The organism is Lentzea kentuckyensis (assembly GCF_002150765.1).
In the GTDB taxonomy this organism is placed as follows: Bacteria; Actinomycetota; Actinomycetes; order Mycobacteriales; family Pseudonocardiaceae; genus Lentzea; species Lentzea kentuckyensis.
In genome coordinates, this window is sequence record NZ_MUYM01000016.1 from 163,527 (window position 1) to 188,189 (window position 24,663).

Annotated in this window: 21 protein-coding genes; 15 read left to right on the plus strand and 6 right to left on the minus strand. The window is 69.3% G+C overall.

What is annotated here, in order from left to right; all coding sequences use genetic code 11:
- The first annotated feature begins 16 nt into the window (after window positions 1–16).
- Window positions 17–499 carry an LppU/SCO3897 family protein gene (locus tag B0F77_RS10490; RefSeq protein WP_086662617.1) on the plus strand — a complete coding sequence of 161 codons (483 nt, stop codon included), beginning with the start codon at window positions 17–19 and terminating at the stop codon, window positions 497–499.
- On the opposite strand, the gene B0F77_RS10495 is transcribed toward B0F77_RS10490, so the two are convergent.
- Window positions 496–867, minus strand: coding sequence for a hypothetical protein (locus tag B0F77_RS10495; RefSeq protein WP_086662618.1), 372 nt, complete (start codon window positions 865–867; stop codon window positions 496–498). The genes B0F77_RS10490 and B0F77_RS10495 overlap by 4 nt on opposite strands.
- Window positions 868–998: 131 nt before the next feature.
- On the opposite strand from B0F77_RS10495, the gene B0F77_RS10500 reads away from it, so the two are divergent.
- Window positions 999–1,478, plus strand: a complete 480-nt coding sequence (locus B0F77_RS10500; RefSeq protein WP_143466665.1) for an LppU/SCO3897 family protein — start codon at window positions 999–1,001, stop codon at window positions 1,476–1,478.
- A gap of 223 nt (window positions 1,479–1,701) precedes the next feature.
- On the plus strand, window positions 1,702–2,562 hold the full coding sequence (locus tag B0F77_RS10505; protein ID WP_086662620.1) for an LppU/SCO3897 family protein: 861 nt from the start codon (window positions 1,702–1,704) through the stop codon (window positions 2,560–2,562).
- Window positions 2,563–2,657: 95 nt separating this feature from the next.
- Here B0F77_RS10505 and B0F77_RS10510 read toward each other — a convergent pair whose 3' ends face one another.
- Window positions 2,658–3,635, minus strand: a complete 978-nt coding sequence (locus tag B0F77_RS10510; RefSeq protein ID WP_086662621.1) for an ABC transporter substrate-binding protein — start codon at window positions 3,633–3,635, stop codon at window positions 2,658–2,660.
- A gap of 483 nt (window positions 3,636–4,118) precedes the next feature.
- On the opposite strand from B0F77_RS10510, the gene B0F77_RS10515 reads away from it, so the two are divergent.
- The 4 genes from B0F77_RS10515 to B0F77_RS10530 are packed head-to-tail and all read left to right on the plus strand — an operon-like array spanning window position 4,119 to window position 9,236.
- Window positions 4,119–7,457, plus strand: coding sequence for a nitrate- and nitrite sensing domain-containing protein (locus B0F77_RS10515; RefSeq protein WP_245847935.1), 3,339 nt, complete (start codon window positions 4,119–4,121; stop codon window positions 7,455–7,457).
- Window positions 7,454–7,873, plus strand: a complete 420-nt coding sequence (locus B0F77_RS10520) for a roadblock/LC7 domain-containing protein (RefSeq protein ID WP_030470879.1) — start codon at window positions 7,454–7,456, stop codon at window positions 7,871–7,873. The genes B0F77_RS10515 and B0F77_RS10520 overlap by 4 nt, the downstream gene beginning before the upstream one ends.
- Window positions 7,874–7,903: 30 nt before the next feature.
- The gene (locus B0F77_RS10525) at window positions 7,904–8,650 is read left to right on the plus strand and encodes a DUF742 domain-containing protein (RefSeq protein ID WP_086662623.1); all 747 of its coding nucleotides are present in this window, start codon (window positions 7,904–7,906) and stop codon (window positions 8,648–8,650) included.
- Window positions 8,631–9,236: a GTP-binding protein gene (locus B0F77_RS10530; RefSeq protein WP_030470877.1), complete on the plus strand. Its 606-nt coding sequence runs from the start codon at window positions 8,631–8,633 to the stop codon at window positions 9,234–9,236. The genes B0F77_RS10525 and B0F77_RS10530 overlap by 20 nt, the downstream gene beginning before the upstream one ends.
- 143 nt (window positions 9,237–9,379) lie before the next feature.
- On the opposite strand, the gene B0F77_RS10535 is transcribed toward B0F77_RS10530, so the two are convergent.
- Window positions 9,380–10,021 (minus strand): hypothetical protein, encoded by a 642-nt coding sequence (locus B0F77_RS10535; RefSeq protein WP_086662624.1) that lies wholly within the window; start codon window positions 10,019–10,021, stop codon window positions 9,380–9,382.
- A gap of 118 nt (window positions 10,022–10,139) precedes the next feature.
- Complete coding sequence (locus B0F77_RS10540; protein ID WP_086662625.1) at window positions 10,140–12,392, minus strand: helicase-associated domain-containing protein; 2,253 nt, start codon at window positions 12,390–12,392, stop codon at window positions 10,140–10,142.
- Window positions 12,393–12,477: 85 nt separating this feature from the next.
- Between B0F77_RS10540 and B0F77_RS10545 the strand changes: the two genes are divergently transcribed.
- The 5 genes from B0F77_RS10545 to B0F77_RS10565 all read left to right on the plus strand — a co-directional run bounded on the left by B0F77_RS10545 (window position 12,478) and on the right by B0F77_RS10565 (window position 15,600).
- Window positions 12,478–12,663, plus strand: a complete 186-nt coding sequence (locus B0F77_RS10545; RefSeq protein WP_086662626.1) for a hypothetical protein — start codon at window positions 12,478–12,480, stop codon at window positions 12,661–12,663.
- 106 nt (window positions 12,664–12,769) lie between these two features.
- On the plus strand, window positions 12,770–14,152 hold the full coding sequence (locus B0F77_RS10550) for an NAD-dependent malic enzyme (RefSeq protein ID WP_086662627.1): 1,383 nt from the start codon (window positions 12,770–12,772) through the stop codon (window positions 14,150–14,152).
- A gap of 85 nt (window positions 14,153–14,237) precedes the next feature.
- Window positions 14,238–14,711 carry a cyclic pyranopterin monophosphate synthase MoaC gene (gene moaC / locus B0F77_RS10555; protein WP_086662628.1) on the plus strand — a complete coding sequence of 158 codons (474 nt, stop codon included), beginning with the start codon at window positions 14,238–14,240 and terminating at the stop codon, window positions 14,709–14,711.
- Window positions 14,708–15,178, plus strand: coding sequence for a MogA/MoaB family molybdenum cofactor biosynthesis protein (locus B0F77_RS10560; protein WP_086662629.1), 471 nt, complete (start codon window positions 14,708–14,710; stop codon window positions 15,176–15,178). The genes moaC and B0F77_RS10560 overlap by 4 nt, the downstream gene beginning before the upstream one ends.
- Window positions 15,175–15,600 (plus strand): molybdenum cofactor biosynthesis protein MoaE, encoded by a 426-nt coding sequence (locus B0F77_RS10565; protein WP_086662630.1) that lies wholly within the window; start codon window positions 15,175–15,177, stop codon window positions 15,598–15,600. The genes B0F77_RS10560 and B0F77_RS10565 overlap by 4 nt, the downstream gene beginning before the upstream one ends.
- A 196-nt stretch (window positions 15,601–15,796) precedes the next feature.
- On the opposite strand, the gene B0F77_RS10570 is transcribed toward B0F77_RS10565, so the two are convergent.
- Window positions 15,797–16,432, minus strand: a complete 636-nt coding sequence (locus B0F77_RS10570; RefSeq protein WP_086662631.1) for a transglycosylase family protein — start codon at window positions 16,430–16,432, stop codon at window positions 15,797–15,799.
- Window positions 16,433–16,851: 419 nt separating this feature from the next.
- Here B0F77_RS10570 and B0F77_RS10575 point away from each other — a divergent pair, with 419 nt between their 5' ends.
- Complete coding sequence (locus B0F77_RS10575; RefSeq protein WP_086662632.1) at window positions 16,852–19,284, plus strand: ATP-binding protein; 2,433 nt, start codon at window positions 16,852–16,854, stop codon at window positions 19,282–19,284.
- On the opposite strand, the gene B0F77_RS10580 is transcribed toward B0F77_RS10575, so the two are convergent.
- Entirely contained in the window at window positions 19,248–19,784 is a 537-nt protein-coding gene (locus B0F77_RS10580) for a hypothetical protein (RefSeq protein WP_086662633.1), read from the minus strand. The genes B0F77_RS10575 and B0F77_RS10580 overlap by 37 nt on opposite strands.
- A 67-nt stretch (window positions 19,785–19,851) precedes the next feature.
- Here B0F77_RS10580 and B0F77_RS10585 point away from each other — a divergent pair, with 67 nt between their 5' ends.
- Window positions 19,852–22,275, plus strand: a complete 2,424-nt coding sequence (locus B0F77_RS10585; RefSeq protein WP_086662634.1) for an ATP-binding protein — start codon at window positions 19,852–19,854, stop codon at window positions 22,273–22,275.
- An 11-nt stretch (window positions 22,276–22,286) separates the two neighbouring features.
- Window positions 22,287–24,662: an ATP-binding protein gene (locus tag B0F77_RS10590; RefSeq protein ID WP_158102660.1), complete on the plus strand. Its 2,376-nt coding sequence runs from the start codon at window positions 22,287–22,289 to the stop codon at window positions 24,660–24,662.
- The last annotated feature ends 1 nt before the right edge of the window (window position 24,663 follow it).

The following is a 24,663-nucleotide window of genomic DNA, read 5'->3' on the forward strand; positions in this document are numbered from 1 at the left end:
CGCCGATACCCAGGCCATGAAGAAGGTCGGCCTGGGTATCGCCGTTGTCCTCGCACTCGCCCTGCTCGGCGGATTCGTGCTGAACCAGCTCGGCGGCGTGGCCAAGACCGCCCAGGTCGGTGACTGCGCGCGCATCTCCGGCGCGCTCGACAACCCGAAGTACCAGGCCCTCGACTGCGGGTCGGAGCAGGCGAACGTCAAGATCGCCAAGATCCTGCAGTGGAACGAGCACAAGTGCCCCGACGGCGGCATGGACTACTCGACCTACACGGGCGACTCCACGTTCTGCCTCATGCCGAACTTCGTCGAGGGCGCCTGCTACGGCCAGAACCCCGACACCGGCATCGCCAAGGTCGACTGCACGACCAAGGACTCGGTGAAGGTCGCCAAGGTGGTCGCCGGCAAGACCGACGGCGCCGCCTGCGGAGATTCGCGCGCCGCGGTCTTCCCGGAACCCGCCGTCACCTTCTGCCTGCAGCGCGGCGACCGCCAGCCCTAGAAGTTCCGGTACGACCCGGTCATCGGTCCTTCCTCACTGCCGAGAAGGTCGATGTAACCGTTGTAGTCCGTGCCGGCCTTCGTGCAGCGGGACGGCGTGTTGACCGAGACGCCGTCGGCGTTGGCTGGCGCGGAGACGTTTCCGCCCATGCTCGCCAGCAGCATCACCCTGTCGCCGTTGCGCATGCTCTTCCCCTGCGCGTGCAGGCACCCGGTCGTGTCGTTGCGCCACAGGTACACCTGCCTGCCCCTCCCGCTTGCGTAGCCCACCTGCGAGAAGGTGTCCGCGTGCGCGGCGGGCGCGGTCACGACGACCAGGCTCGTCAGGGCGAACGTGCTCAGCAGAAGTGCACGGGCTTTTTTGTGCATTGCCAACTCTCCGAAGGTTGCTCTGTTTGGTGCAATGCGGACCGTACTGGCGCATTGCGGACACCGCCCGTTCGTCCACATGGCACTCTCTGCGCGTGATGAACGACGGTCCGGCCGCACCGAGGTCGAGCGTGGGGAAGCGGGTCCTGACCTACGGGGTGACCCTGGTCGTCGCGGCCGTCGTGATCTACGGCCTGACCGAGTTCCTGACCCCGATCCAGAAGCCGAAGGCGGGCGACTGCGCGTTCCTCACCGGTGCTGTCGGCGAGGGTCGCTACAACGCCGTCGACTGCGCGGCGCCCAACGCGAACTACGTGGTCGCCGGGACCGTCGCCAGGACCGAGAGCTGCCCGAACCCCGCCGACGCGGCCTGGGTGCCCGTGCGGTTCATCGACCCGAAGATCAGGTTCTGTCTGGTCCCGCGGTACGACGAGGACGACTGCTACGACGAGGCCAGTCCGGTCTACGACGTCAACGCGGTCGACTGCGGCGGCGACACGTTCCGGGTGACCAGGGTCAGCTCCGAGGTGCCCGCGCCGGCGTGCGCGACGGGCGAGCAGATCCGGGCGTTTCCCGAGGTCAGGTTGACCTACTGCATCGCAGCTCGGTGAGCCGGTCCAAGCGGCAGTAACGGTTCTGTAAAGCGCAGGCGGATTCCCTCGCCGCGTGGCAACCTCTCCTGCGGCCATGTCGGGGGGCGTGGGCCGTTCGGAGCATGCGTGCGAAACGGCAAGAGGCGCGCCGACGACTGACTGGCAACAGCTTCCCGGAACCGGAGCCCGTCCAAGGCTTCGGTTCCGGCGTCTTTCGCACGACCCATCGGAGAGGAATCCAGTGACCACCCCCAACTACCCGCAGCAGCCTGGGCCCTACGGCCCGCCTCCCGGTGGGCAGCCCCAGCAGCCCTACGGTCAGCAGCCGCCGCAGCCCTACACGCCGTCGCAGGGAATGCCCCAGCAGGGCTACCCCGCCGACCCGTACGCCCAGCCGCAGGGCCAGCCCGGTCAGCCGGGTATGCCCGGTGACCCGTACGCGCAGCCGGGTCAGCCCGGTCAGTACGGCCCGCCGCCCGGTCAGATGCCGCCCGGCCAGATGCCGCCCGGCGGACCCATGGGCCAGCCGATGCCGTACGGCCCGCCGCCGAAGAAGGGTGGCGCCGGCAAGATCATCGGCTCGATCGTCGGTGTCGTCGTGCTGGTCGGCGCGTTCATCGTGGTGCGCATGTTGATCAGCGGTGGCCTGAGCAGCATCACGGAGCCGTCGGCCAAGGCCGGCGACTGCGCGAGCGTCACGGGCACCACGATCAGCCCGAAGTACAAGAAGGTCGACTGCGGTTCGACCGAGGCGAACTACTTCATCGCCAAGGCCATGAACTCGACCAGCGAGGCGTGCCCGAGCGACGACTACGCCGAGTACACCGAGTCCGGTCGCCGCAGCTCCTCGCTGAAGCTCTGCCTCGTCGAGAAGCTCGAAGAGGGCAAGTGCTACCAGGAGGAGATCGTCAAGATCAACATGGAGGGCATGAAGGCCGTCGAGTGCCCGAAGGCGCCCAACGAGTTCGCCATCCAGAAGATCCTCAAGATCGAGAAGGTCGTCAAGGCCGCGACCGCCGAGTGCGGTGAGGCCACGGCGGTCTCGTACGCCGAGCCGACGCCGGGGATCACGTACTGCGTGACCGCCGTCGAGGGCAAGTGACGGGCAACTGACAAAGGCGGGCCGGTGACGGCCCGCCTTTCTCATGTCTCATGACAAGCGATCGGGAAACTTTCGAAACATCTGGTTTCGCGGCGCTAGTTCGTGGTGCCCGGCGGTAGCAGTTGCTGCACGTCCAGACGGCCCGAGAGCACGTCCTCGGTGTCCATCATGTCGGCGACCCGCTGGAGCCGGATCGGGTTCAGCGACAGCGGGAACGTGCCCACGGACACGAGGGCCGCGGTCTGCTGGTCGACGTCGGCGTAGCTGGTCAGCGAGTCCTGCACGGCGAGCTTGTTGGCCTGCGCCCGCTGCTGGGCCTCGCGCAGCACGTCGCGGAACACCTTGAGCGTCTTCGGGTTCGCCTCGGCGAACTTCTTCGACGACGCGTAGCCGGACATCGGGAAGTCCAGTGTCGGACCCCGCGCGGTGTCGGTGAGGATCTTCGCACCGATGCTGCGCTGCGCCTTCGTGATGAACGGTTCGATCATGAAGGCGGCGTCGACCGTGCTCGACTTCAGCGCGTTCTCCATCTCGGCGAACGGCATCGGCCGGAACTTGATCTTCTGCTTCTCGACCGCGGCGGTGTCCAGCACGGCACGCGTGGTCAGCGCGCCGATGTCGGTCTCGCTGTTCACGGCGATGGTCGGCGCCGCGTTCTTGCCGGGGTCGTCGTAGGTCGAGTTGGCGCCCGTGACCAGCGCCATCGAGTTCTGACCCGCCTGGTAGGCCTCGCCCTGCAGCTGCAGTTCCGTGCCCTCGGCGACGGAGCGGAAGAGGCTGACGTGCGTGGCCCACGTGATGTCCAGCGTGGTGTCCAGCTGCTTGATGGCCTCTGCCTCGCTGGGCTGGGTCACCAGGGTGACCTGCAGACCGGCCTTCTCGAACAGCTTGTCGTTCAGCGCGATCCGCAGCGGGGCGACGTCGACGACCGGCAGCACGCCGATGCGCAGGGTGTTCTTCTCGACGTCTGCCGTGCCGCCGTTCGACGAACTTCCGAACAGGCCGCAGCTCGCGGTCAGAACACACGTGATGAGCACTGCGACAAGCCGCAGAGCTTTGGCTCGGGTAGCCATGGCACCTCTCGCCGGTAGGCCTTGAGTAACATCAAGTTGATCAGTGAGTGTCGACACAGACCAGGTCGTTCGCAGTCCCAACTGGGAGTTCGGACAGACTTGAGGGATGCCGACGACCGGGGATGTTAACCACCTGAACGTATGAAAGGACACCCCGTCTCGATACGGTGAGTGCTTCTGGAGACTTCCCCCGAGGAGGGGGTGGCCATTACGCTCCCCGCCGGGTGGCACAGGTCGTAGTAGACCAACGTGTCTTCAGACGGGGTAGGGCGCCTCACCGGGCGAACAACCTCTGTGCTGCAATTCGGCCCGTTTGACGAGTCCATGCTCGGTCCTGGGGAGAGACCGGGACACTGCTGCTGGAAGAGGAAGCCCAGAGTGGCCCGACGTGAGAGAGGTCCCAGCCAGTTTGGCGTGGGTGACACCACACGCTCCGAAAGGCCCGAATCGGGTGACGGACTGGCTGCGCTGGGTAACGGCACCATGACGGCGACACCGGACCCGGTGAAGACCGACACGGGGACCGGACCCGGTTCAGGACCTGCCCGCTCAGCGGGATGGCGGCTGCGCAACTGGAGGTTGCGCACGAAGCTGCTCGCCGTTCTGCTGATCCCGACGGTCTGTGCACTTGTCCTGGGTGGCCTGCGCGTGCGCAGCGACCTCCAGGCCGCGACGGAGCTCAACAACCTCGCGAACCAGATCCGCCTGGAGACAGCGGTCGCGGACCTGGTTCAGCAGCTTCAGCGCGAGCGCGACCTGTCGGTCAGCTACGTGGCGTCGAACAAGAAGGTCGACCGGGTCGTCCTCGAGCGCCAGCTGCGCCGCGTGAACGACACCAGCGAGGCGTTCAACAACCGGATCGCCGAACTGAGCTCCGACCTGAACCCGGCTGCCGTCGAGCGGTTCCAGGTCGCGTTCCAACAGCTCAACCGCCTGAACAGCCTCCGCAACTCGGTGCGCGACACGCAGTACCCCGCCGAGGCCGTCCAGCGCACCTACTCGGAGTCCATCGAGACGCTCATCAACCTCGGCGAGCAGACGCTCACCGACATCAACGACCCCGAGCTGGTGCGACTGCACCTGACCACGAACGCCATCGCGCGGATCAAGGAGGAGGAGTCGCTCAAGCGGGCGATTCTCCTCGACGTCTTCCAGCGCAAGGCGTTCACGCCGGCCCAGCTGCGTGCCCTGCAGGCAGCCGACGCCGAGCTGCAGGCCGCTCGAAACGACTTCCGCAAGTCCGCGACGCCCGACCAGGCCAAGATCTACGACGACACCGTCACCGGCCTCATCGTCGACACCGCGAACGACATGCAGGAATCGGCGATCAACCAGCAGTCCAGCACGGGCAAGAAGGACTTCACCCAGCTGACGTCCGAGAAGTGGGACATCGCCGCCACGCTGACGGTCAACCTGACCCGTGACGTCGAGAACCTGCTGATCGAACAGCTGCAGAACAAGACCGACCAGACCGCGGGTGACACCAGGACCCAGGCGTACCTCGCGTCCGCCCTGGTCCTCGCGTTCCTCGCACTCGCGTTGCTGATGGCGCTGTTCGTCGCCCGCTCGATCCTCAACCCGCTGCGCACGCTGCGCCGCACCGCCCTCGACGTCGCCGACCACGGACTCCCCGACGCGGTCGAGCGCATCCTCGCGGACCCGAACCCGGAGGAGGCGGCGAAGCACGCCGTCGAGCCGGTGCCGGTGCACACGCGTGAAGAGGTCGGTCAGGTGGCGCGCGCGTTCGACGCGGTGCACGGTGAAGCGGTGCGACTGGCCGCCCAGCAGGCCCTCCTGCGTGACAACGTCAACGCGATGTTCGTCAACCTGTCGCGCCGGTCGCAGGCCCTGGTCGAACGCCAGCTGAACCTGATCGACCGGTTGGAGCAGGACGAGCAGGACCCGGACCAGCTGGCCTCGCTGTTCGAGCTGGACCACCTCGCCACGCGTATGCGCCGCAACTCGGAGAACCTGCTGGTTCTCTCGGGCACGGACCTCTCGCGGCGCCTGACCCGGCCCGTCCCGGCCGCCGAGGTGCTCGGCGCCGCGGTCTCCGAGGTCGAGCAGTACGCCCGCGTGCAGGTCGGCCAGACCCCGGAGCTCACCGTCCAGGGGCGCGCGGTCAACGACCTCGTGCACCTCATCGCCGAGCTGCTGGACAACGCCACGGCGTTCTCCGACCCGGTCACCAAGGTCACCGTTCGCACGGCCAAGACCCGCAAGGGCGAGCTGGCGATCGAGATCCAGGACCGCGGCGTGGGCATGGGCGACCAGGAGATCATCGACGCCAACGACCGGCTGGCGGACCCGCCGGACGTCGACGTCGCCGTCTCCCGCCGAATGGGCCTGTACGTGGTCGCGCGGCTCGCCAAGCGCCACGACATCAAGGTCCGCCTGCGCGGCAACGAGGACATCGAGGGCGGCACGACGGCACTGGTGATCGTGCCGGAGACGCTCATCGCGTTCCCCGGTCAGACTCCGGTCTCGACCCCGCCGTCCGGTTCCGGTTCGCTCGCCTCGGCGTTCGGCATGCCGAGCCCGTCGGCCGGCCTGGCCTCGACCGAGCTCACCACCGAGATCGGCACCACGGCCACCAGGGCCAGCGGGATCGCGGGTGCGTTCGGCGGTGCCACCGGCACCACGCCGAGGATCGACGAGTCGAGCCCGAGCAACCCGAGCATCCCGGTCAGCTTCGTCCCGAGCGCGCTCACCGACACCGGTGCCGGCGCGACGGCGGTACCCGTCTACAGCGAGCCGCCGATCGAGGACGTGACGCCGTCCGAGCGGTGGCGCCGTGACCAGCTGGCCGCCGTGGAGCCCGAGGGCTCGTTCGGCGAGCCCACGCTGTTCACGGCCTACGAGGACCGCCACGAGGACGGCGGCGAGATCTCCTTCGAGCCGGGCTACGAGACCACGCAGTTCGTGCCGATCCCGCCGATCGACGACGAACCGCACTCGAGCAACGGCGTCTCGCGGGCACCGGTCGACACCGGCTCGCTGGACATCGGCATGGGGCACCGCAACGGCACGTCCGAGGCCTCCCGCAAGGGGGTCGAGCACGACCTGGACGCACCGACCGAGCGCCTGCCGATCTACGAGGCGGTCCTGTCGCAGTGGTTCCAGGCGGTCGGCAGCGAGACCTCCGCGGCCGCGGCCCAGCCGGTTCCCGCCGCGGCGGACGAGCCGGCAGAGCCCGCGGCGACCAACGGACGGGTCGAGTCCAAGCTCGGCAGCGTCGAGAAGGCCGGCAAGAACGGTGTCGAGTACATCGACGAACCGGTCACGACCCCTCCGCTCTCGGACGGGCCCGAACCGGAACTGCCGACCCGCAGCCCCAAGCCCGTCCCGGCGGTGGCACCCACCACCACGTCGGCCGCTGGTCTTCCCGTGCGCCAGCCGCGCGCCAAGGTGAAGCAGGCCGAGGAAGTAGTCGCCCCCGCCGAGCAGGAGCGAGTTGTGGAACCGGAGCCCGTTGTGGAGGAGACTCCAGCGGCGGCACCCACTTCCGAATCGGCCTGGCAATCGCCTGCCGACGAGGGATGGCAAGCGGCTCAGGCGTTGTTGAACAAGGCGCCGGAGTCGAAGACATCGGCAGGATTGCCAAAACGGACACCGAAGGCTCAGCTCGTGCCAGGATCTGCGGCACCCAAGCCGCAGGGCACGACGCAGACCGCGCAGCGGCCCCCGCTGCCGCCTCGTACCGCTGACGCGGTGCGCGGGCGCATGTCGAGCCTGCAGAGTGGTGTCAAGCGAGGCCGGCACGCATTGATCGAGGCATACGCTGGTGACCAATCGAGCCGGCAGAACGAGGAGCAGGAGTGACGACCGCAGCGCAGCCAGGCAGCTTTGGTTGGCTTATCACCGACTTCGTGCGGAGGGTGCCCGGAGTGGCACATTCCGTCGTGGTGTCCGCGGACGGGCTGTTGCTCGCGGGGTCTCAGGGGCTGCCCCGAGACCGTGCAGAGCAGCTCTCCGCTGTCGCGTCCGGATTGGTCAGCCTCACACAGGGTGCTGCCCGTTGCTTCGAGGCAGGCGGGGTCAACCAGACCGTCGTCGAGATGGAGCGGGGCTACCTGTTCCTCATGTCGATCAGCGATGGTTCGTGTCTCGCCGTCCTGGCGGCACCGAACTGTGACATCGGCCTGGTGGCATACGAGATGACGCTCCTGGTGGAGCGTGTCGGTCAACAACTCACCCCTGAGCTGCGCGCGCAGCTTCAGGGTGTGGTCCGTCGCTAGACCTCACTGGCAGTTCAGGGGTGAGAAGAGATGGCTAGCAGACCTGGCGCTAGAGGCCGTGGCTTCGGTAGGAACTTCAACTACCAGGAGTGGGCCGCTGGTGGGTTCCAGTTCGACGAGCCTGATGCGATACCCCAAGAACCAGAGGAAGCCGAGGACGCACCCCACGATGAGCGGGTTACAGGGCAAGGGCTAGGCGATATGTCTCAGCGTGAGGTGGATGACTCGTCGTCGTATCCGTACGACGACGTGCCGAACCGGTTCGACATCGACGGGTACGGCACCGGGTTGTTCGGTGGCCCCGGTGCGGACCTCTTCGGCCAGCACGAGATGCCGGACGCCGTGCCGGAACAGCTGCCGTACACCACCGGGCCGCAGCCGGTGTACAGCACCGGTGCGCAGCCTGTTGTGCGGCCGGAGGAGAATTCCTCTGCGGACTCGGGTTCACTTGTGCGGCCTTACACGCGCACTGGTGGACGCACCCGGCCCGACTACGACCTGGCCATCGAGGCGCTGATTTCGACCAGCGAGCGGGGCCTCGAACGGGACGCCGCAGTGCTTCCCGAACACAGGTCGATCTGCGGGCTGTGTGTCGACACTCGGTCAGTGGCCGAGGTCGCTGCACTCCTACGCTTGCCTCTTGGCGTCGTGCGGGTGTTGATCGGCGACATGGCAAGCATGGGATTGGTTTTGATTCACCAGGGCGGTCTGGTCGTGGGGGACCGGCCTTCCATGGAATTCCTGGAGAGGGTGCTCAGTGGGCTTCGCAGGCTCTAGTCCCCAGGGCGCCGAGGGCGCACGGAAGCCGACGACCTCCGCCAAGATCGTGGTGGCGGGTGGCTTCGGTGTTGGCAAGACGACGTTCGTCGGCTCGGTGTCCGAGATCGTCCCGTTGACCACCGAGGCGGTGATGACCGAGGCCAGCGCGGGGGTGGACGACCTCTCCGCCACGCCGAACAAGGTCACCACGACGGTCGCGATGGACTTCGGCCGCGTGTCGCTCGACAGCGACCTGATCCTGTACCTCTTCGGTACACCGGGTCAGCACCGGTTCTGGTTCATGTGGGACGACCTGGTGCGGGGTGCCATCGGCGCCATCGTGCTGGTCGACACCCGCCGCCTGGCCGACGCGTTCGCCTCGATCGACTTCTTCGACGACCGGCAGCTGCCGTACGTCGTGGGCGTCAACTGCTTCGACGGCCTCCTGCACCACAGGCTGGAGGACGTGCGCGAGGCGTTGACGATCGACGAGTCGGTGCCGATCGTCACCTGTGACGCGCGGAACCGGCAGTCGACGAAGCAGACGCTCATCACGCTGGTCGAGCACGCCATGCGCCAGTGGATGTCCGTCCGCGCGGGCTGACCTCGCCGGCGCCGATCCAACTCCACGAGCAACGAGGCGAGCGCCACCTTCGGGTGCGGCGCTCGCCTCGTCGTTGCGGTCTGATTCAGATGCGGATCACGTCGTCGTGAGGGCCTCCCTTCCGGCTCCGCGGTGTCGTCGGATCAGATGTGGAGCTGAACCAGGTTCGGCAGCAGACAGACGCTGAGAATTCCCAACGCGGTGATGTTGGGACAGCCGGACGGTTCGACTTCCTCCGGGCAGTCGTCCTCCTCGTCGTCGCCCTTGGGCTCCTCGGTCAGCGCCGCGGTGTCATCGGTGATCGTGACGGCGGACTCGAAGACCGGCGTGGCCTCTGGTGCAGCGAGCGGTGCGGCCACCTGAGGGGCGGGAGGCGCCGCCACCTCGGGCTCAGCGGCCGGCGGTGGCGCGACGGCGACAGCAACCGAGGGTGCTTCGACCGCCGCCGCGGCGGCGGCCTCGACGCCGATGTTCGTGAACGGAACGCCGACCGACGCGTCGGCCCAGATCTCCGCGTGGCCGATGTCCAGCGCGAGCTGGATGCCCTCGTTCTCGTCGAGGTCGAGCGTGATACCGCTGCCCGTGTTGAGGCTCGCGCCCGCGCCGAGGCTGACCGGGATCGAGTCCACGTTGTTGTTGTAGGCGCCAACGGTCACGTTGACGTTGTTGTCCGCGAGAACCTCGATGATCGGGTCGGCCTGGGCTGATCCTGTGGTGAACGGCAAGGCGAACGCCAATGCCGTTGCGGTGAGGACCGCTCTACGCGCCCACCGGTTGATGGCCATCTGCGCTGCTCCTCCTGTCGTCGAGCGAGCGTTGTAAAACGCTCACGCCACTCGACGCTAGGTCGCGAAACAGCCACGCAAGGGTGGTCGTGCGGATCGACCGGGGGATGACCGACGGTCAGCTCTCGTCCACCAATGCGGCGGACGTGACGCGATGAAGAGGGAACCTGAGCACCTCTCCGTAGCTGTGGTCGTAGCCTTCGAGCACGCCGCCGCCGACCACGTGCGGCTCGATCACGCGCTGTGCCGCCGTGCCGTGGGAGTCGACGAACCCGACGAGCACCCTTCGTCGCGCCCGTGCTGCCTGCTGGAGCAACGACAGGGTGGCGGACGGCCCGGCGCCGAGGTGGCCGGGAACGGCGATGCGTTCACCCCGTGGTGTCGCGGCGGCACGATCTCCTGCCCGGACCAGCCGGACGAGTTCACCCAACCGCTCGTCGGCGGGCACTGCGGGTGACGCCGGTTTGCGTGCCGATCGCTGCCTCGGCGTGGTTCGGCGCCCGCCCGGCCGCAGGTCGAGGACCTGGCCGTCCGGGCCCTCCGCGGCCGGGGCGAACCCGGCCGAGCGCAGTCCGTCCAGCACGTCCGCCAGCGGCAACGGGCTGACCAGCACGGTCGGCGCGATCCGGCGCAGCTCCAGCCGCCCGGCCTCGGGGTGCGCGAGAACCTCGCTGATCAGCACCGGGTCGTCGCACCGCAGGAACGACCCGGCGGCACCGCCGCGGAGCCTCCCGTGCCGGCGTGCGGCGTCGTCGATCAGGTAGGTCAGCGACTGCGGAACCGGCGTGCGCGAGCGGACCTTGAAGAGTTCGTGCAGCTCATCGGCGGTGCGGCCGGAGTCGAGCGCGCGCCGGACGGTGGCCTCGCTGATCCGGTAGACGGTCGCGCTGCCCGCCGACTCGACGTTCGCGACGATCGCCAGCTCGTCAGCGAGGTCCGGTTCGAGCCGGCCCGGCGCGACGACCGTGAGGTCGGCCTGCACCAGTACGTGATCGAGCGGCTCTGGCAGTGCGTCGGCGAGGGTCTTGGCGGCGTGGCCGGGGCCCTCGTCGAGCAGCACGCGGCCCGCCGTGGTGATCGCGCCGAGTGCGAGCACGCCGACGGCCGTGCCCTCCTCGACGGTCCAGCGCACCAGTTCGTCGCGCTGCCGTCCGCCCCGGCGCGGCGCCCGCCAGCCGAGCAGCGCGGCCAGGTCGGCGGGGTTCGCGATGGCGGTGCCCTTGGGGAACGCGCCGAGCGCCTCCAGGACCCACCTGCGGTCGCGGGGTGCCTGGGCACGCCGGACCTCGTCCGCGAGCGGGGTGAAGAGCTTGTCCTTCTCGTCCCGGCGACCGATCAGCGCGGGCAGCCGGGGCAGCTCCAGCCAGGCGTGCGCGAGCGTGGCCCAGCGGACCTCGGCGGTCGCGGCGAGCCAGACGTCGGCCTTGGTGGTCGGCACCCACTCCGGTTCGGCGGCCTCGGTGTTCGCGACCAGGTCCGCGCCGACCACGAGCTCGATCAGCAGAGCGGCCCGGCGTTCGTCGACGTCGAGGTCCTTGGCGGCCTTGCGCAGCTCGCGGACGCCCAGCCCGCCCGTCCGCAGCACCGGTGCCGGTTCGGCGGACCAGGCGGCGATGAGCTTCTCGACGTGCCGGACGAGCTCCAGGGCCTCGCCGCCGCCGGTGGCGTCGATGCTGGTCTGCTGGAGCGTGGAGGTCTTCGGTTTCGGCTCGGTGACCTGGATCGGGCCGAGCGGGCGTTCGCCGCGCAGCTGGAGGGCGATCTCCCTGGGCAGTTCGACGGTGCCGGGGTCGCGGCGCAGCAGCAGGTTGCGGGCGAGCAGCCGTTGCACGGGCGTCTCGGCCTTGCCGAGCGGCACGACCCGGGAGGCGTCCTTGGTGTCGCCGATGGGTGGTCCGGCGGCGAGCTTCTGCAGCACGCGCTGTTCGCCCTCGGTGATGCCGTGGAGGTCGTAGCTCTGTCCGGTGGCCCGGCCCAGACCGCCGGGGTAGCTGCCGAACGCCTCGCGCGTGACCGGGGGGATCGACAGCGCGTCGTCCTCGCCCCACAGCAGTGCCTGCGACCTGAGCCTGGCGACGGCCTGCTTGAGCGGCTTGGGCTTCACGTCCGGCCCGAGCACCTCCGCGAGTGTGGCCAACGCCACGGGTTCGGCGTCGGCACCCTGCACGACCAGGCCTTCGAGGACGGCGAGCGTGAAGGTGTCGAGGTCCTCGCAGGCGCGCGCGACCGACGCCCTGGTGCCGACCCGTGTCGCGAGCACGGACATATCGGCAGGTGGGGGCGTTGCCAGGTCGGGACGCGCGCGCAACAGCGCCACGAGAGCGACGTCGTCCTGGGCGCGCAGCCAGTCGGCGAGAGTGATGCCGGACATTCTCACCACGTTATATGGGCCGGTGGGGAACACATCGTGCTCTGTCACACTTGTCGCGTCATCAGGCACCACCGAGGAGGAGAAAGTGGCGAAAGGACGCCCTGGACGGGTCGACCCCCACTGGCCGGAAGGCCCCGACGGCGGCCACCCCGTCACCGAACTGACCAGCGACTCGCAGGGTGCGCTCTCCCCGTTCGGCACGGTGACGTTCCCGCTGCCGGTGGAGGACCTCGGCTACACGCACCCGGTGACCGAAATCAACAAGTCCTGATCGGACTGTCAGGGCGGTCTTAAGACTGCCGAGTCGCGTGCGTACCGCAATGGGCCCGGGGATAGGCTCACTTCCCGCTTGAGCAGCACTTCGTGGGAGGAAGACGATGCCGGTCCCCGGCCCTGGTTACTCGATCACCGTTCGTCTGGAGGCGCCGCCGTCAGCGAGCGCCGCGGGTGACCTCACGTCGGCCGTCGGCCGCGCGGGCGGTGTCATCACGGCGTTCGACGTCGTGGAGTCGCACAACGACCGCGTCGTCATCGACCTCACCTGCAACGCGCTGTCCGCGAACCACGCCAAGGACATCACCGACACGCTGGAGACGTTGCCCGGCATCGTCGTGCGCAAGGTGTCGGACCGCACGTTCCTCGTGCACCTCGGCGGCAAGATCGAGATCTCGTCGAAGGTGCCGCTGCGCAACCGCGACGACCTGTCCCGTGCGTACACGCCGGGTGTCGCCCGCGTGTGTGAGGCGATCGCCAAGAACCCGGACGACGCCCGCCGTCTGACCATCAAGCGCAACACCGTCGCCGTCGTGACCGACGGTTCGGCCGTGCTGGGCCTCGGCAACCTCGGCCCCGCCGCCGCGCTGCCGGTGATGGAGGGCAAGGCGGCGCTGTTCAAGAAGTTCGCCGGCGTCGACGCCTGGCCGGTCTGCCTGGACACCCAGGACACCGAGGAGATCATCCGCGCGGTCGAGCTCATCGCTCCCGTGTACGGCGGCATCAACCTCGAGGACATCTCCGCGCCGCGCTGCTTCGAGATCGAGGCCCGCCTGCGCGAGAAGCTCGACATCCCGGTCTTCCACGACGACCAGCACGGCACGGCCATCGTCGTCGTCGCCGCCCTGCGCAACGCCCTGCGCGTGGTGAACAAGGACATCAAGAACTGCCGCATCACGGTCTGCGGCGTCGGCGCGGCCGGTTCCGCGATCATCCGCCTGCTGCAGGCCCAGGAGCCCGGCGACATCATCGCCGTCGACGTGGACGGCATCGTGCACCGCGACCGTCCCGGCCTGGACTCGAACCTGAAGTCCATCGCCGCGTCCACGAACAAGGACAACCAGGCAGGCCGCCTGCACGACGCGCTGGTCGGCTCGGACGTGTTCATCGGCGTCTCGGCTCCCAACCTGTTCGGCGCCGACCAGGTCGCCACGATGGCCAAGGACGCCATCGTGTTCGCGCTGGCCAACCCGGACCCGGAGATCGACCCGATGGAGGCCCAGCAGCACGCCGCCGTCGTGGCGACCGGCCGCTCGGACTTCCCGAACCAGATCAACAACGTGCTGGCGTTCCCCGGCGTGTTCCGCGGCCTGCTGGACGCGCACGCCCGCACGATCACCGACGCGATGCTGCTGGCCGCCGCGCAGGCCATCGCCGACGTGGTGGACGGAGACCGGTTGAACGCGTCGTTCATCGTCCCGTCGGTCTTCGACAACACGGTCGCCCCGGCCGTGGCGGACGCCGTTCGCAAGGCCGCCCAGTCCTGATTTCAAGGAACGCGGGGGCCCCACGCTTCCTTCAGGGGAACGCGGGGCCCCCGCGTTCCTGCAATGCCGGGCATACGATCGCGGTATGACCAAGCAGTTCACCCACCTGGACTCACACGGAGCGGCCCGCATGGTCGACGTCTCCGGCAAGGAGCAGACCACCCGGACGGCCGTGGCCACCGGGATCCTGCACACGACCGCCGAGGTGGTTGGGCTGCTGGGTGCCGACGACCTGCCCAAGGGCGACGCCCTGGCCACGGCCCGCATCGCCGGCATCATGGCCGCGAAGCGCACCTGGGAACTCGTGCCGCTGTGCCACCCGATCTCGCTGTCGTCGGTGGTGGTGGACCTGGCCCTGGCTGCGGACTCGGTGCTGATCACGGCCACGGTCCGCACCACCGACCGCACGGGCGTCGAGATGGAGGCCCTGACCGCGGTGTCGGTCGCCGGCCTGACCCTGCACGACATGGTGAAGTCAGTCGACCCGGCCGCGTCGCTGGACGCGGTGCGGGTGGAACGCAAGGAGGGCGGCAAGTCCGGTCTGTGGGAACGCCCGTGAAGGCGGTGGTGATCACGGCCTCCAACCGCGCCGCCGCGGGGGTGTACCCGGATCGCAGCGGCCCCCTGATCGTCTCGTGGCTTGCCGATCGCGGGTTCTCGGTCGCCGCGCCGGTGGTCGTGCCGGACGGCGAACCGGTCCGTCTCGCGTTGGTCGACGCGGTGTCCGCGGGCGCCGAACTGGTGGTGACCACGGGCGGCACCGGGATCAACCCGACCGACCGGACGCCGGAAGCCACGCGTGCGGTGCTGGACTACGAGGTGCCCGGCCTGGCCGACGTCATCCGCATGTCGGGCTGGCCGCGCGTGCCGGGCTCGGTGCTGTCGCGCGGCGTGGCCGGGGTGGCCGGCCGCACGCTGATCGTGAACCTGCCGGGCTCGACCGGCGGCGTGCGCGACGGGCTGGACGTGCTGGGGTCCGTCGTAGAGCATGCGCTGGACCAACTGCGTGGAGGTGACCACAAATGAGCGTGGTGCTGCGGGCCGTCGTGACCGAGGAGCCGTTGTCGGTCGAGGAGCACGCCGCTCTGGTGGCTTCGGACCGGGCCGGCGCGGTGGTGACGTTCTCCGGGGTCGTGCGCGATCACGACGGCGGGCGTTCGGTGCTGGAGTTGGAGTATCACTCGCACCCGTCTGCTTCTGATGTCGTGGCCGAGGTCGTGGAGTCGCTGGCTTCGAAGTACTCCGGGGTGCACGGGATCGCGGTGTCGCACCGGGTCGGGCCGTTGAAGATCGGGGATGTCGCGCTGGCCTGCGCGGTGGCGGCTGAGCACCGCGGGGAGGCTTTCTCGTTGTGCTCGGACCTCGTGGACGAGGTCAAGGCTCGGTTGCCCGTGTGGAAGCGGCAGGTGTTCTCGGACGGCAAGGACGAGTGGGTCAACTGCCCCTGAGCCGGCTGCCTTGCGGTTGGCACCGTACGGGTCGGCTTGCCCGGTTCCAGCGGCTTGGCCGTTGGGCAACTCGCCATCAGACCCTGCAAACGCAGGCAGGGACCTCACCGCCGGGGGGATAGCGGTGAGATCCCTGGTTCCTGCATCAGCCCATGACGAACAGGGGCCAACGTTCAGAATCGGCTTGAAGCCCTGATCAGATCAGGATCTTGTCGCCCGGGAAGATCAGGTCCGGGTTCGTGAGGAATTCCTTGTTCTTCTCCACGATGGCCTGGTAGCCGCCGGCGACCTTGTTGGCGTCGGCGATCTTCGACAGCGTGTCGCCCGGCTTGATCTCGTAGTTGCCGCTCGGGTTCGACTTCGAACCCGCGAGGGCGACTACCGGAGCCTGCTGCACCGGGGCCTGGCGCTGCTGCGGCTGCGCCTTGCGCTGCTGCGGGGCCGGGGTGGCCTTGGGGGCCTGGCCGGTGTAGTTGCCCAGCCTGGCGCTGCACGAGGGCCAGGCGTTGCGGCCCTGGCCGGCGAGCACGCGCTCGGCGACAGCGATCTGCTGCTCGCGCGAGGCGTTGGCCGCGTTGCCCTGGCCGCCGTAGGCGTTCCAGGTCTGCTGCGTGAACTGCAGACCGCCGTAGAACCCGTTGCCGGTGTTGGCGGCCCAGTTGCCACTGGCTTCGCACTGCGCGAGTGCGTCCCAGTCCATTCCAGGGGCGGCGTTGGCGGTGCCAACGGCGAGGCCCAGAGGGGCGCCGGCGATGATGCCGACAGCCGCGACCTTGGCGATAGTGCGAGCGGCGGAACCCTGCTTGCCCTGCTTGCCACGGTTGAAAGCCATGTGCCTCTCGGTCCACCGCACCTGCGGTCAGGAACTCGGGTTCGGGCCCGGTACGTTCCTGCGTCCCAGTCCGGCGGTGTCTCTCGCTCGGGGTTTGTGCCGGAGAACCCTCGGACTGGGCTCGGTGCTCGGTCCTCCGGTCGTGCTCGTGGCTGGTCGGGGCCAGCCGAGGAGCGACCGTACGTAACCGAAGTCGGGCTCACCAAATGTTTCGGGCCGTGACGCACATCACAGTAACAGTCCGAATCTTTGTGCTGGTCCTACAAACGCGCAGCTCAAAGGTGTCGTTATCGGTCCGTTTCCATTCTGAGATCGATCGAGATTTATCACGGAAAGTGAGGCGTGGCTCACGCGGGTTAGGCCATCTGCGACACGCCGGTTCTGGCCATCACCGCGATCGAATGACCATGATCTGAAGCATGAGAATCGACGCGCTCCGGCGAGCGTTGGGGGCCAAACCCGGCCAGCCCGTGCCGTTCGACGAGCTGATCGACGCCATCTGGGGCGCCGAGCGGCCGGTGAACCCGAAGCAGGCGTTGCGCAACCTCGTCCAGCGACTCCGCGCCACCGAGCAGGTGGTCACCGAACCGTCCGGCTACCGGCTGGTGCCGCGCAAACCGGGGCCGCGGCAGTTGCCGGCGGACCTGCCGGACTTCGTCGGCCGCACGGGCGAGATCACCGCCGCGCTGGCGTCGCGGGCGCCGGTGCTCGCGATCACCGGTCCGCCCGGCGTCGGCAAGACCTCGCTCGCGATCCACCTCGCGCACCGGTTGAGCTCGCAGTTCGCGGACGGCCAGCTGCACGTGAACCTGCGCGCGTTCTCGCCGGGCACCCCGGTCACGCCGGAACAGGCCGTCTCCCGGTTCCTGCGCGCGCTCGGCGCCGAGGACGTCCCCGTCACCCTCGACGCCCAGACCGCGCTGTACCACCAGCTGACCGCCGAGCGCGCGGTGCTGATCGTGATCGACAACGCCACCCGCGACCTGGTCGGCCCGCTGCTGCCGGCGGGCGACCGGTGCCGGGTGATCGTCACCAGCCGCACGGACCTGCCGGAGTTCGAGCAGCTCAAGCTCGGCGTGTTCGACCACCGCGAAGCCCAGGACCTGTTGTCCCACCTGCGGATCGGCGGCAGCCACGTCGACCGCGCCGAGCTCGCGCGCCTGTGCGGGCACCTGCCGCTGGCGTTGCGCATCGCCGCGGCGAACGTCGCCGAGAGCCATCTGCCCGACTACCTCACCGAACTGCGCGGCGACGACCGCCTCGACGCGCTGGAGATCGAGGGCGACGCCGCGGTGCGCGCGACCTTCGACCTGTCGTACCGCGCGCAGTCCGCCGTGGCCCGCCGGTTGTTCCGGTTGCTCGGCCACGTGCCGGGCCCGGACTTCGGTGTCGCCGGCGCCACCGCGTTGCTCGGCGCGGACGCCACCGAGCCCCTCGGCCAGCTCGTCGACGCGAACCTCGTGCAACGCCACGGAGATCGCTATTTCCTGCACGACCTGCTGCGCATCTACGCGATGCGGCTGGGCGAGCCGTCGCTGGGCCGTCTGCACGACTACTACCTCGTCAACGCCTTCGCGGCGGGCAAGGCGTTGCACCCGGAGTTCCGCCGGTTGCCGTTGCCACCGCACGAATCCGTGCCGGAACACGACCTGTCCGACACACCCGCCGCGCTCGCCTGGCTCGACGCGGAACGGGCGAGCATCGTGGCCGCGATCCTCGCAGCCGCCGGTCAGCCGTTGACGTGGCAGCTCACCGATGCCATGCGGGCCTACTTCTACTTCCACAGTCATCTCGTCGAATGGGTCACCTCGGCCAGAACCGGCCTTCGTGCCGCCCGCGACCACGGCGACCTGAACGCCGAAGTGACCATGCGCAACGCACTCGGCCTCGCTCATTGGCGTGGCGGCCAGTTCACCGAGGCACTGGCGGAGTTCGAACCGGCCGTGGCGATCGCCCGCGACCTCGGTGACGAGCTCACGCTGAGCTCCGTGCTGACCAACATCGGCATCGTGAACTGGGAGCACGGCCGGCTCGCCGAGGCCGCCGACGCCCTGCGCGAGTCGCTGGCCATCGACCCCGACAGCGCACCGGCGGTGTTCAACCTCAGCGGCATTCACATGGACCTCGGGCCACTCGACATGGCCATCTCCTACGCCGAGGAGGTCGGCCGGCTGTCCATCGCGCAGAACATCCCGGTGGGCAGGGTGTTCGCCGCCGGCCACCTCACCGATGGCTACGTGCTGATCGGCGACGTCGAGAGCGCGGCGGCCCAGCTCGACGAGATCGACCGGCTCGACCTGACACAGGTCGGCCCGGCGTTCGTCGCCCGCAACACCGACACCCTCGCGTTGCTGGACCTGGAACGCGGTGACTTCGCCGCCGCAGAGGCGAACGCCCGCCGCTCGATCGAGCTGGCGATCGACTGCGGTGACCCCAAGACGGAAGCGGACGGAAACAACAGCCTCGGCTTCGCGCTGACCGGCCAAGGGCGTGCGGGCAACGCCTTCCAGCACCACCAGGAGGCCCTCGAGCTGTGCCACAAGGTCGGCTTCCTGCGCGGCGAGGTCGACGCCCTCACCGGTCTCGCCGCCTGCCTGCGCGCGACCGGGCACCTGTCAGAGGCGTTCGAGCACGCCACCGAAGCCGTCGCCGCGGCAGACCGCGGTCAGCTGCGTGTCCGCGAGGTGCCCGCGCTGGCCGAGCTCGCCGAGGTGCACCGGGCGATGGGTGCGGTGGAGCAGGCCGAGGAGTGCCGGTCGCGTGCGCTGGAGCTGGCTCGCGTCACCGGGCGCCGCTCGTGGGAACGGCGGCTGGCTCAGAGGTCCGGGAGCTGGTCACCGGTGACCGGGTAACGGCCTCGTTCCAGCCGGAAGAGGTAGGCCTGGAGGTCGGCCCTGAGATCACCGGCCAGGTAGGCGAGGAAGTCGCGCGCACCTTCGGCGGCCTCTTGGCAGGCAGGACGGTCGATGGAGGCGAAATCGGCGGCCAGCCAGGCGACGTGTTCCTCGACCTCGTCCCGCGCGTCCCACCAGGCGCGGACGGCGTCCGGTGTCCACCGCGCGTCGCCGTCGCAGGCGTAGCCACCCATGGGTTCGTCCCCGGCGGCCTCCAGCAGGCACTCGACCTCCGCCTTGGTCTTGGGCTGGCGGTAGACGAACTCGTTGAAGTACTCGCCGCCGTAGAGGACGTGTCGTGGTGCGGACATCCGGCCGGTCCAACCGGTGTCGGTCTCGCCTGTGTAGAAGGGGCCGGGCACGTTCAACCAGTGCTTCTCCGCCCACTTCCGGCCGTCGTCGGACGTGAGGTAGTTCGGCGGAACGTGCGAGATCGGATCCCACGGTGCCTCGGTCACTCCACCAGCATCCACCAAGTCGCATCGCGATCGACTGTTCAAGATCAACGCACCAAGATCTGAAGGCATGAGAATCGACGCGCTTCGGGAGGCGCTCGCCGCCAGGCCCGGCCAGCCCGTGTCGTTCGACGAGCTGATCGACGCGGTCTGGGGCGCCGAGCGGCCGGTGAACCCGAAGCAGGCGTTGCGCAACCTCGTGCAACGGCTGCGCACCACGGAGCAGGTCGTCACCGAGCCCAGTGGGTACCGGCTGGTGTTGCGCAAACCGGGACCGCGGCAGCTCCCGGCGGGTCTGCCGGACTTCGTCGGCCGGGCGGACGAGATCGCGCGAGCCCTGGACAGCACGGCACCGGTGCTCGCGATCACCGGGCCGCCCGGTGTCGGCAAGACCTCGCTCGCGATCCACGTCGCGCACCTGCTGAGCGAGCGGTTTCCGGACGGTCAGCTCCACGTGAACCTCCGCGCGTTCGCCGAGGACGCCGCGATGACGGCGAACCAGGCGCTGCACCGGTTCCTGCGCGCACTCGGGGCCGAGGACGTCCCGGTCGACCTCGACGCGCAGTCCGCGTTGTTCCAGAAGATGACGGCGGACCGCGCGGTGCTCGTCGTGATCGACAACGCCACCCGCGACCTGATCGGGCCGTTGCTGCCGCAGGGGCCCGGCTGCCGGGTGATCGTCACCAGTCGCGCCGATCTGTCCGAGCACGAGCAGATCAGGCTGGGCGTGTTCGAGGACGACGAGGCGCAGGAACTCCTCGCCCGGATGCGGATCACCGGCTCGCCGGACGACAAGGGGGAATTGGTCCGGCTCTGCGCGCACCTGCCGCTGGCGTTGCGCATCGCCGCGGCACACGTGACGGACGGCCACCTCGTCGACTACCTCGCCGACCTGCGGGGTGACGACCGGCTCGACGCGCTGGAGATCGAGGGTGACGCCGCCGTCAACGCCGCGTTCGACCTTTCCTACCGCGCGCAACCCGTTGTCGCGCAACGGGTGTTCCGGCTGCTCGGCCTCGTTCCCGGCCAGGACTTCGGGATCGGGGCGGTCACCGCGTTGCTCGGCGAGCCGGCCGGCGAACCGCTCCAGCAGCTCGTGGACGCGAACCTCGTCCAACGCAACGAGGACAGGTACAGCCTCCACGACCTCCTCCGCATGTACGCGATTCGGTTGGGGGAGGCGGAAACCGCGCGGGCGAGGCTCTTCGACTACTACCTCGTCAACGCGGAAGCGGCGGCCAGGACGATCAACCCGGAGTTCGCCCGCATGCCGGTACCGGAGCTCCCCGGCGATCTCCCGAGGCACGACTTCGGTTCCCAGGAAGCGGCGATCGAGTGGTTCGAGGCCGAGCGCGGCAACATCGTGGCCGCCATCCCGCACGCGAGTCCCGCACCGGTGGCGTGGTTGCTCGCGGACATGCTGCGCGGCTACTTCTACTTCCACTCCTACAAGGTCGACTGGTTCGTCGCGGCCACGGCGGGACTCGCTGCCGCACGTGCTGCGGGTGACGATCTCGCGCAGGCCGTGATGCACGGCAGCATCGGCCTCGCCCACTTCGCCAGCAGCCAGCTGCCCGACGCGCTGGTGGAGTTCGGCCAGGCACGCGAACTGCTGCGGCGCAGCCCCGACGACCGGATGCTGGTGTCCGTGCTGATCAACAGCGGCATCGCCTACCGCGAGCTCGGCCGGCTGCGCGACGCGGCCGGGGTGTACACCGAAGCGCTCGAACTGCAGCCGGACAACTCCGCCGCGACCCACAACCTCGGCGCCATCTACCTGGAGCTCGGCCCGTTGTCGGCGGCACTGGCCAACGTCGACCGCACGCTCGAACTCGCGGAGCAGCAGGAGCTGCCGCACGTCACCCTGTACGCCCTGGACGCGCGCGTCGAGGTGCTCGAAACGTCGGGCCGGTTCGAAGAAGCCGAACGGGTCGCCGACCAGGCCGCGGCACTGCGGCGGCAGCTACCGTCGAGTCTGGCCCACGAGTCGAGCTTCTTCGTGGCACGCGCGACGATGGCGCTGGCCGACCGCCGCTACCAGGAGGCCCTGGACGCCTTCCACAAGGCGTTGGCCGCGGCGCAGGCCCAGGACCGCCAAAGGGAACAATCCGACTACTACGACAGCATCGGCGACGCCCAGCGCGGGCTCGGTGACATCGACCAGGCCCTCGCCGCCCACGGCGAAGGGTTCGCGATCGCCGTCAAGACCAGCTACCTGCGCGGTGAGGTCGACAACCTGGCGGGCCTCGCCGCCGACCATCACGCGGCGGGCGAGCTGAAGGAGGCGCTGAACCTCGCGCGGCAGGCCAGGGAACGGGCGGAGAGCGGCGAACTGCGCGTGCGCCTGGTCCGTGTGCTGGTCGTGCTGGCCGGCATTCACCGCGCGCTCGGCGACCACACGGCCGCCGACCGGACCGTCCAGGAGGCCCAGGCGCTCGTCGACGAGACCGAATGTCATTTGTGGGACCGGGAACTGCGCGAGGCCGCTGTTTAATGGGTGGTCACATGAGCAAGCAACCTCGAACGACCGCGCTGCACCGGGCACTGGTCGCCAGGGCGGGCCAGCCTGTGTTGTTCGCAGACCTCGTCCAGGCGGTCTGGGGTGACGAGCCACCGGCGAAACCGTTGCCCGCCTTGCGCAGTCTCGTGAAACGGCTGCGGCAGTCGGTCGACGACGAGATCGTCACCGACGTCTCCGGCTACCGGCTCGTCGTGCGTCCGTCCGGCCCGGCTCAGCTGCCCGCGGACCTGCCGGACTTCGTCGGACGGGAGGACAAGCTCGCCGCACTGTCCACTTCGGACGATCCGGTGCTCGCGATCACCGGCCCGCCCGGCGTGGGCAAGACCGCGCTCGCGATCAAACTCGCGCACCGCGTCCGGGACCGGTTCCCGGACGGTCAGCTGCACGTCAACCTGCGCGGGTTCGCGACGGGGCCGGCGGTGACCGTCGAGCAGGCGCTGGGCCGGTTCCTGCGCTCGCTCGGGGTGCCGCCGGAGCGGGTGCCGCTCGAACGCGACGAGCAGGTCGAGCTCTACCGGTCGAAGCTGCGTGGCCGCCGGGTGCTGGTGGTGCTCGACAACGCCACCGAACTGAGCCCGCTCGTACCGGAGGTCGACGGCTGCGCGGCCATCGTGACCAGCCGCAACGATCTCCCCGGCCAGACCAGGCTGGAGGTGCTGGCCGATGAGGACGCTCGCGCGTTGCTCGACCGGTGGGAGATCGAGGGGACACCGGCGGAGCGCGCCGAACTGATCAGGTTGTGCGCGCATCTGCCGCTGGCGTTGCGCATCGCGGGCGCGCACCTCACCGACCGGCACCTGCCCGACTACCTGGCCGAGCTCCGCGGCGACCACCGGCTGGACGCGCTGGAGATCGAGGGCGACACGGCGGTGCGGGCGGCTTTCGAGCTGTCCTACCAGTCGTTGCCGGACGACGCGCGCCGGTTGTTCCGGCTGCTCGGTGTGTACCCCGGCACGGACTTCGACGTGACGGACGCGGCCGTGCTCGGTCACCTGTCCACTGAGGACAGTGCGCGGCAGGTGGGCGTGCTGGTGCGCGCAGGGCTCGTGCAGCAGGCAGGAGAGCGGTTCCAGCTGCACGACCTGATCCGGCTCTTCGCCTCGGAACAGGTCGGTGCCGACGGACCCGCCGCCTTGCGTCGGCTGTTGTCCTTCTACCTGGCCACCGCGTGCACCGCCGCCGAACTCGCCACCCCCTCGGTCAAACGGATGGACCCGCTGCCGCTGGACGTCGAGGGACTCGCGTTCGCCACTGCCGACGACGCACGGGCGTGGCTCGATGCGAAACGCGCGGCGCTCGTGGCGGCGGTGCAGGTCGCGCCACACCCGTTCGCGAGCCACCTCGCCGACTCGTTGCGCGGCTACCTCCACTACGGCGGCTACCGGCCGGAGCTGAAGATGTTGCTGGCGACGGGTCTCGCGTCGGCACGCGCGGCGGGCGATGTCGTCTGTCAGGCGGCGATGCACAACGGACGCGGCCACCTCCGGTGGATGCTGGGAGAGTACGACGAGGCGCTGGCGTCGTTCGGCGAGGCGGTCGAGCTGACCACCTCGGATCGTTCGAGGGCCTCGGTGCTCAACAACAGGGGGCTGGTGAAGCGGGACACCGGTGATCTCACCGGTGCGCTGGCAGACCTGGGAGAAGCGGTACGACTGTGGCGCCTGGGCCCCGACGAGCCCGGCGTTCTCGCGGCCATGTTGTTCAACCTGGGCACGATCCGCGGTGCCCGCGCCGAGCTCCGCACGGCGATCGCGCACTTCGAGGAGGCCAGGTTGATCGTGGAGGCGACCGGTTCCACGATCAACCTGGCCATCGCCGACGAGGGCATCGGCATCGCTCACTGCGAGCTCGGGGAGTTCGACGAGGCACGGCGCCACCTGGAGGCCGCACGGGCCGGCTACCAGGAGAGCGGGGCGGCGGAAGGCGAGCCGAACGTGCTCTTCAACCTGGCTGTGGTGGCCGCGGAAACGGGTGACCCCGAGCAGGCCAGGACGTTGGCGCTGCGGAGCCTCGAAACGGCACGGAAGTTCGGCGATCTCCGGGCCGAGGCCGATGCGCTGGTCGTGCTGGAGGAGCTGCAGGCGGCGGTCGAGCTGGCAGACCGGATCGGCTACCCGGTGGCGCGGCGGAAGGCGCAGCTGAAACTCGCCAGGCATGATCGAGCACTCGCGGAAGAGCTGGTGCGGGACGTGCGGGACAACGGCGACCTGTTGCTGGAGGCCCCGGCCGTGCTGGTGCTGGCAGAGGTGACCGGCGACGTGGTCCTGGCCGGGGAGGCGCTGGAGCTGGCCCGGTCGCGCGAGCAGGGAGCCGTGGTTGCCCGTGCACAGGCGTTCCTGCGCGGGGCCGCTGCCGGATGAT

Excerpts from the sequence above, each read along its gene's own strand:
- B0F77_RS10515 (WP_245847935.1), top strand. The coding sequence starts at position 4,119 with ATGACGGCGACACCGGACCCGGTGAAGACCGACACGGGGACCGGACCC.
- B0F77_RS10535 (WP_086662624.1), bottom strand. The coding sequence starts at position 10,021 with ATGGCCATCAACCGGTGGGCGCGTAGAGCGGTCCTCACCGCAACGGCA.
- B0F77_RS10585 (WP_086662634.1), top strand. The coding sequence starts at position 19,852 with ATGAGAATCGACGCGCTTCGGGAGGCGCTCGCCGCCAGGCCCGGCCAG.
- B0F77_RS10525 (WP_086662623.1), top strand. The coding sequence starts at position 7,904 with ATGGCTAGCAGACCTGGCGCTAGAGGCCGTGGCTTCGGTAGGAACTTC.
- B0F77_RS10575 (WP_086662632.1), top strand. The coding sequence starts at position 16,852 with ATGAGAATCGACGCGCTCCGGCGAGCGTTGGGGGCCAAACCCGGCCAG.
- B0F77_RS10590 (WP_158102660.1), top strand. The coding sequence starts at position 22,287 with ATGAGCAAGCAACCTCGAACGACCGCGCTGCACCGGGCACTGGTCGCC.
- B0F77_RS10540 (WP_086662625.1), bottom strand. The coding sequence starts at position 12,392 with ATGTCCGGCATCACTCTCGCCGACTGGCTGCGCGCCCAGGACGACGTC.
- B0F77_RS10495 (WP_086662618.1), bottom strand. The coding sequence starts at position 867 with ATGCACAAAAAAGCCCGTGCACTTCTGCTGAGCACGTTCGCCCTGACG.
- B0F77_RS10490 (WP_086662617.1), top strand. The coding sequence starts at position 17 with ATGAAGAAGGTCGGCCTGGGTATCGCCGTTGTCCTCGCACTCGCCCTG.
- B0F77_RS10565 (WP_086662630.1), top strand. The coding sequence starts at position 15,175 with ATGAGCGTGGTGCTGCGGGCCGTCGTGACCGAGGAGCCGTTGTCGGTC.
- B0F77_RS10570 (WP_086662631.1), bottom strand. The coding sequence starts at position 16,432 with ATGGCTTTCAACCGTGGCAAGCAGGGCAAGCAGGGTTCCGCCGCTCGC.
- B0F77_RS10550 (WP_086662627.1), top strand. The coding sequence starts at position 12,770 with ATGCCGGTCCCCGGCCCTGGTTACTCGATCACCGTTCGTCTGGAGGCG.
- moaC (WP_086662628.1), top strand. The coding sequence starts at position 14,238 with ATGACCAAGCAGTTCACCCACCTGGACTCACACGGAGCGGCCCGCATG.
- B0F77_RS10510 (WP_086662621.1), bottom strand. The coding sequence starts at position 3,635 with ATGGCTACCCGAGCCAAAGCTCTGCGGCTTGTCGCAGTGCTCATCACG.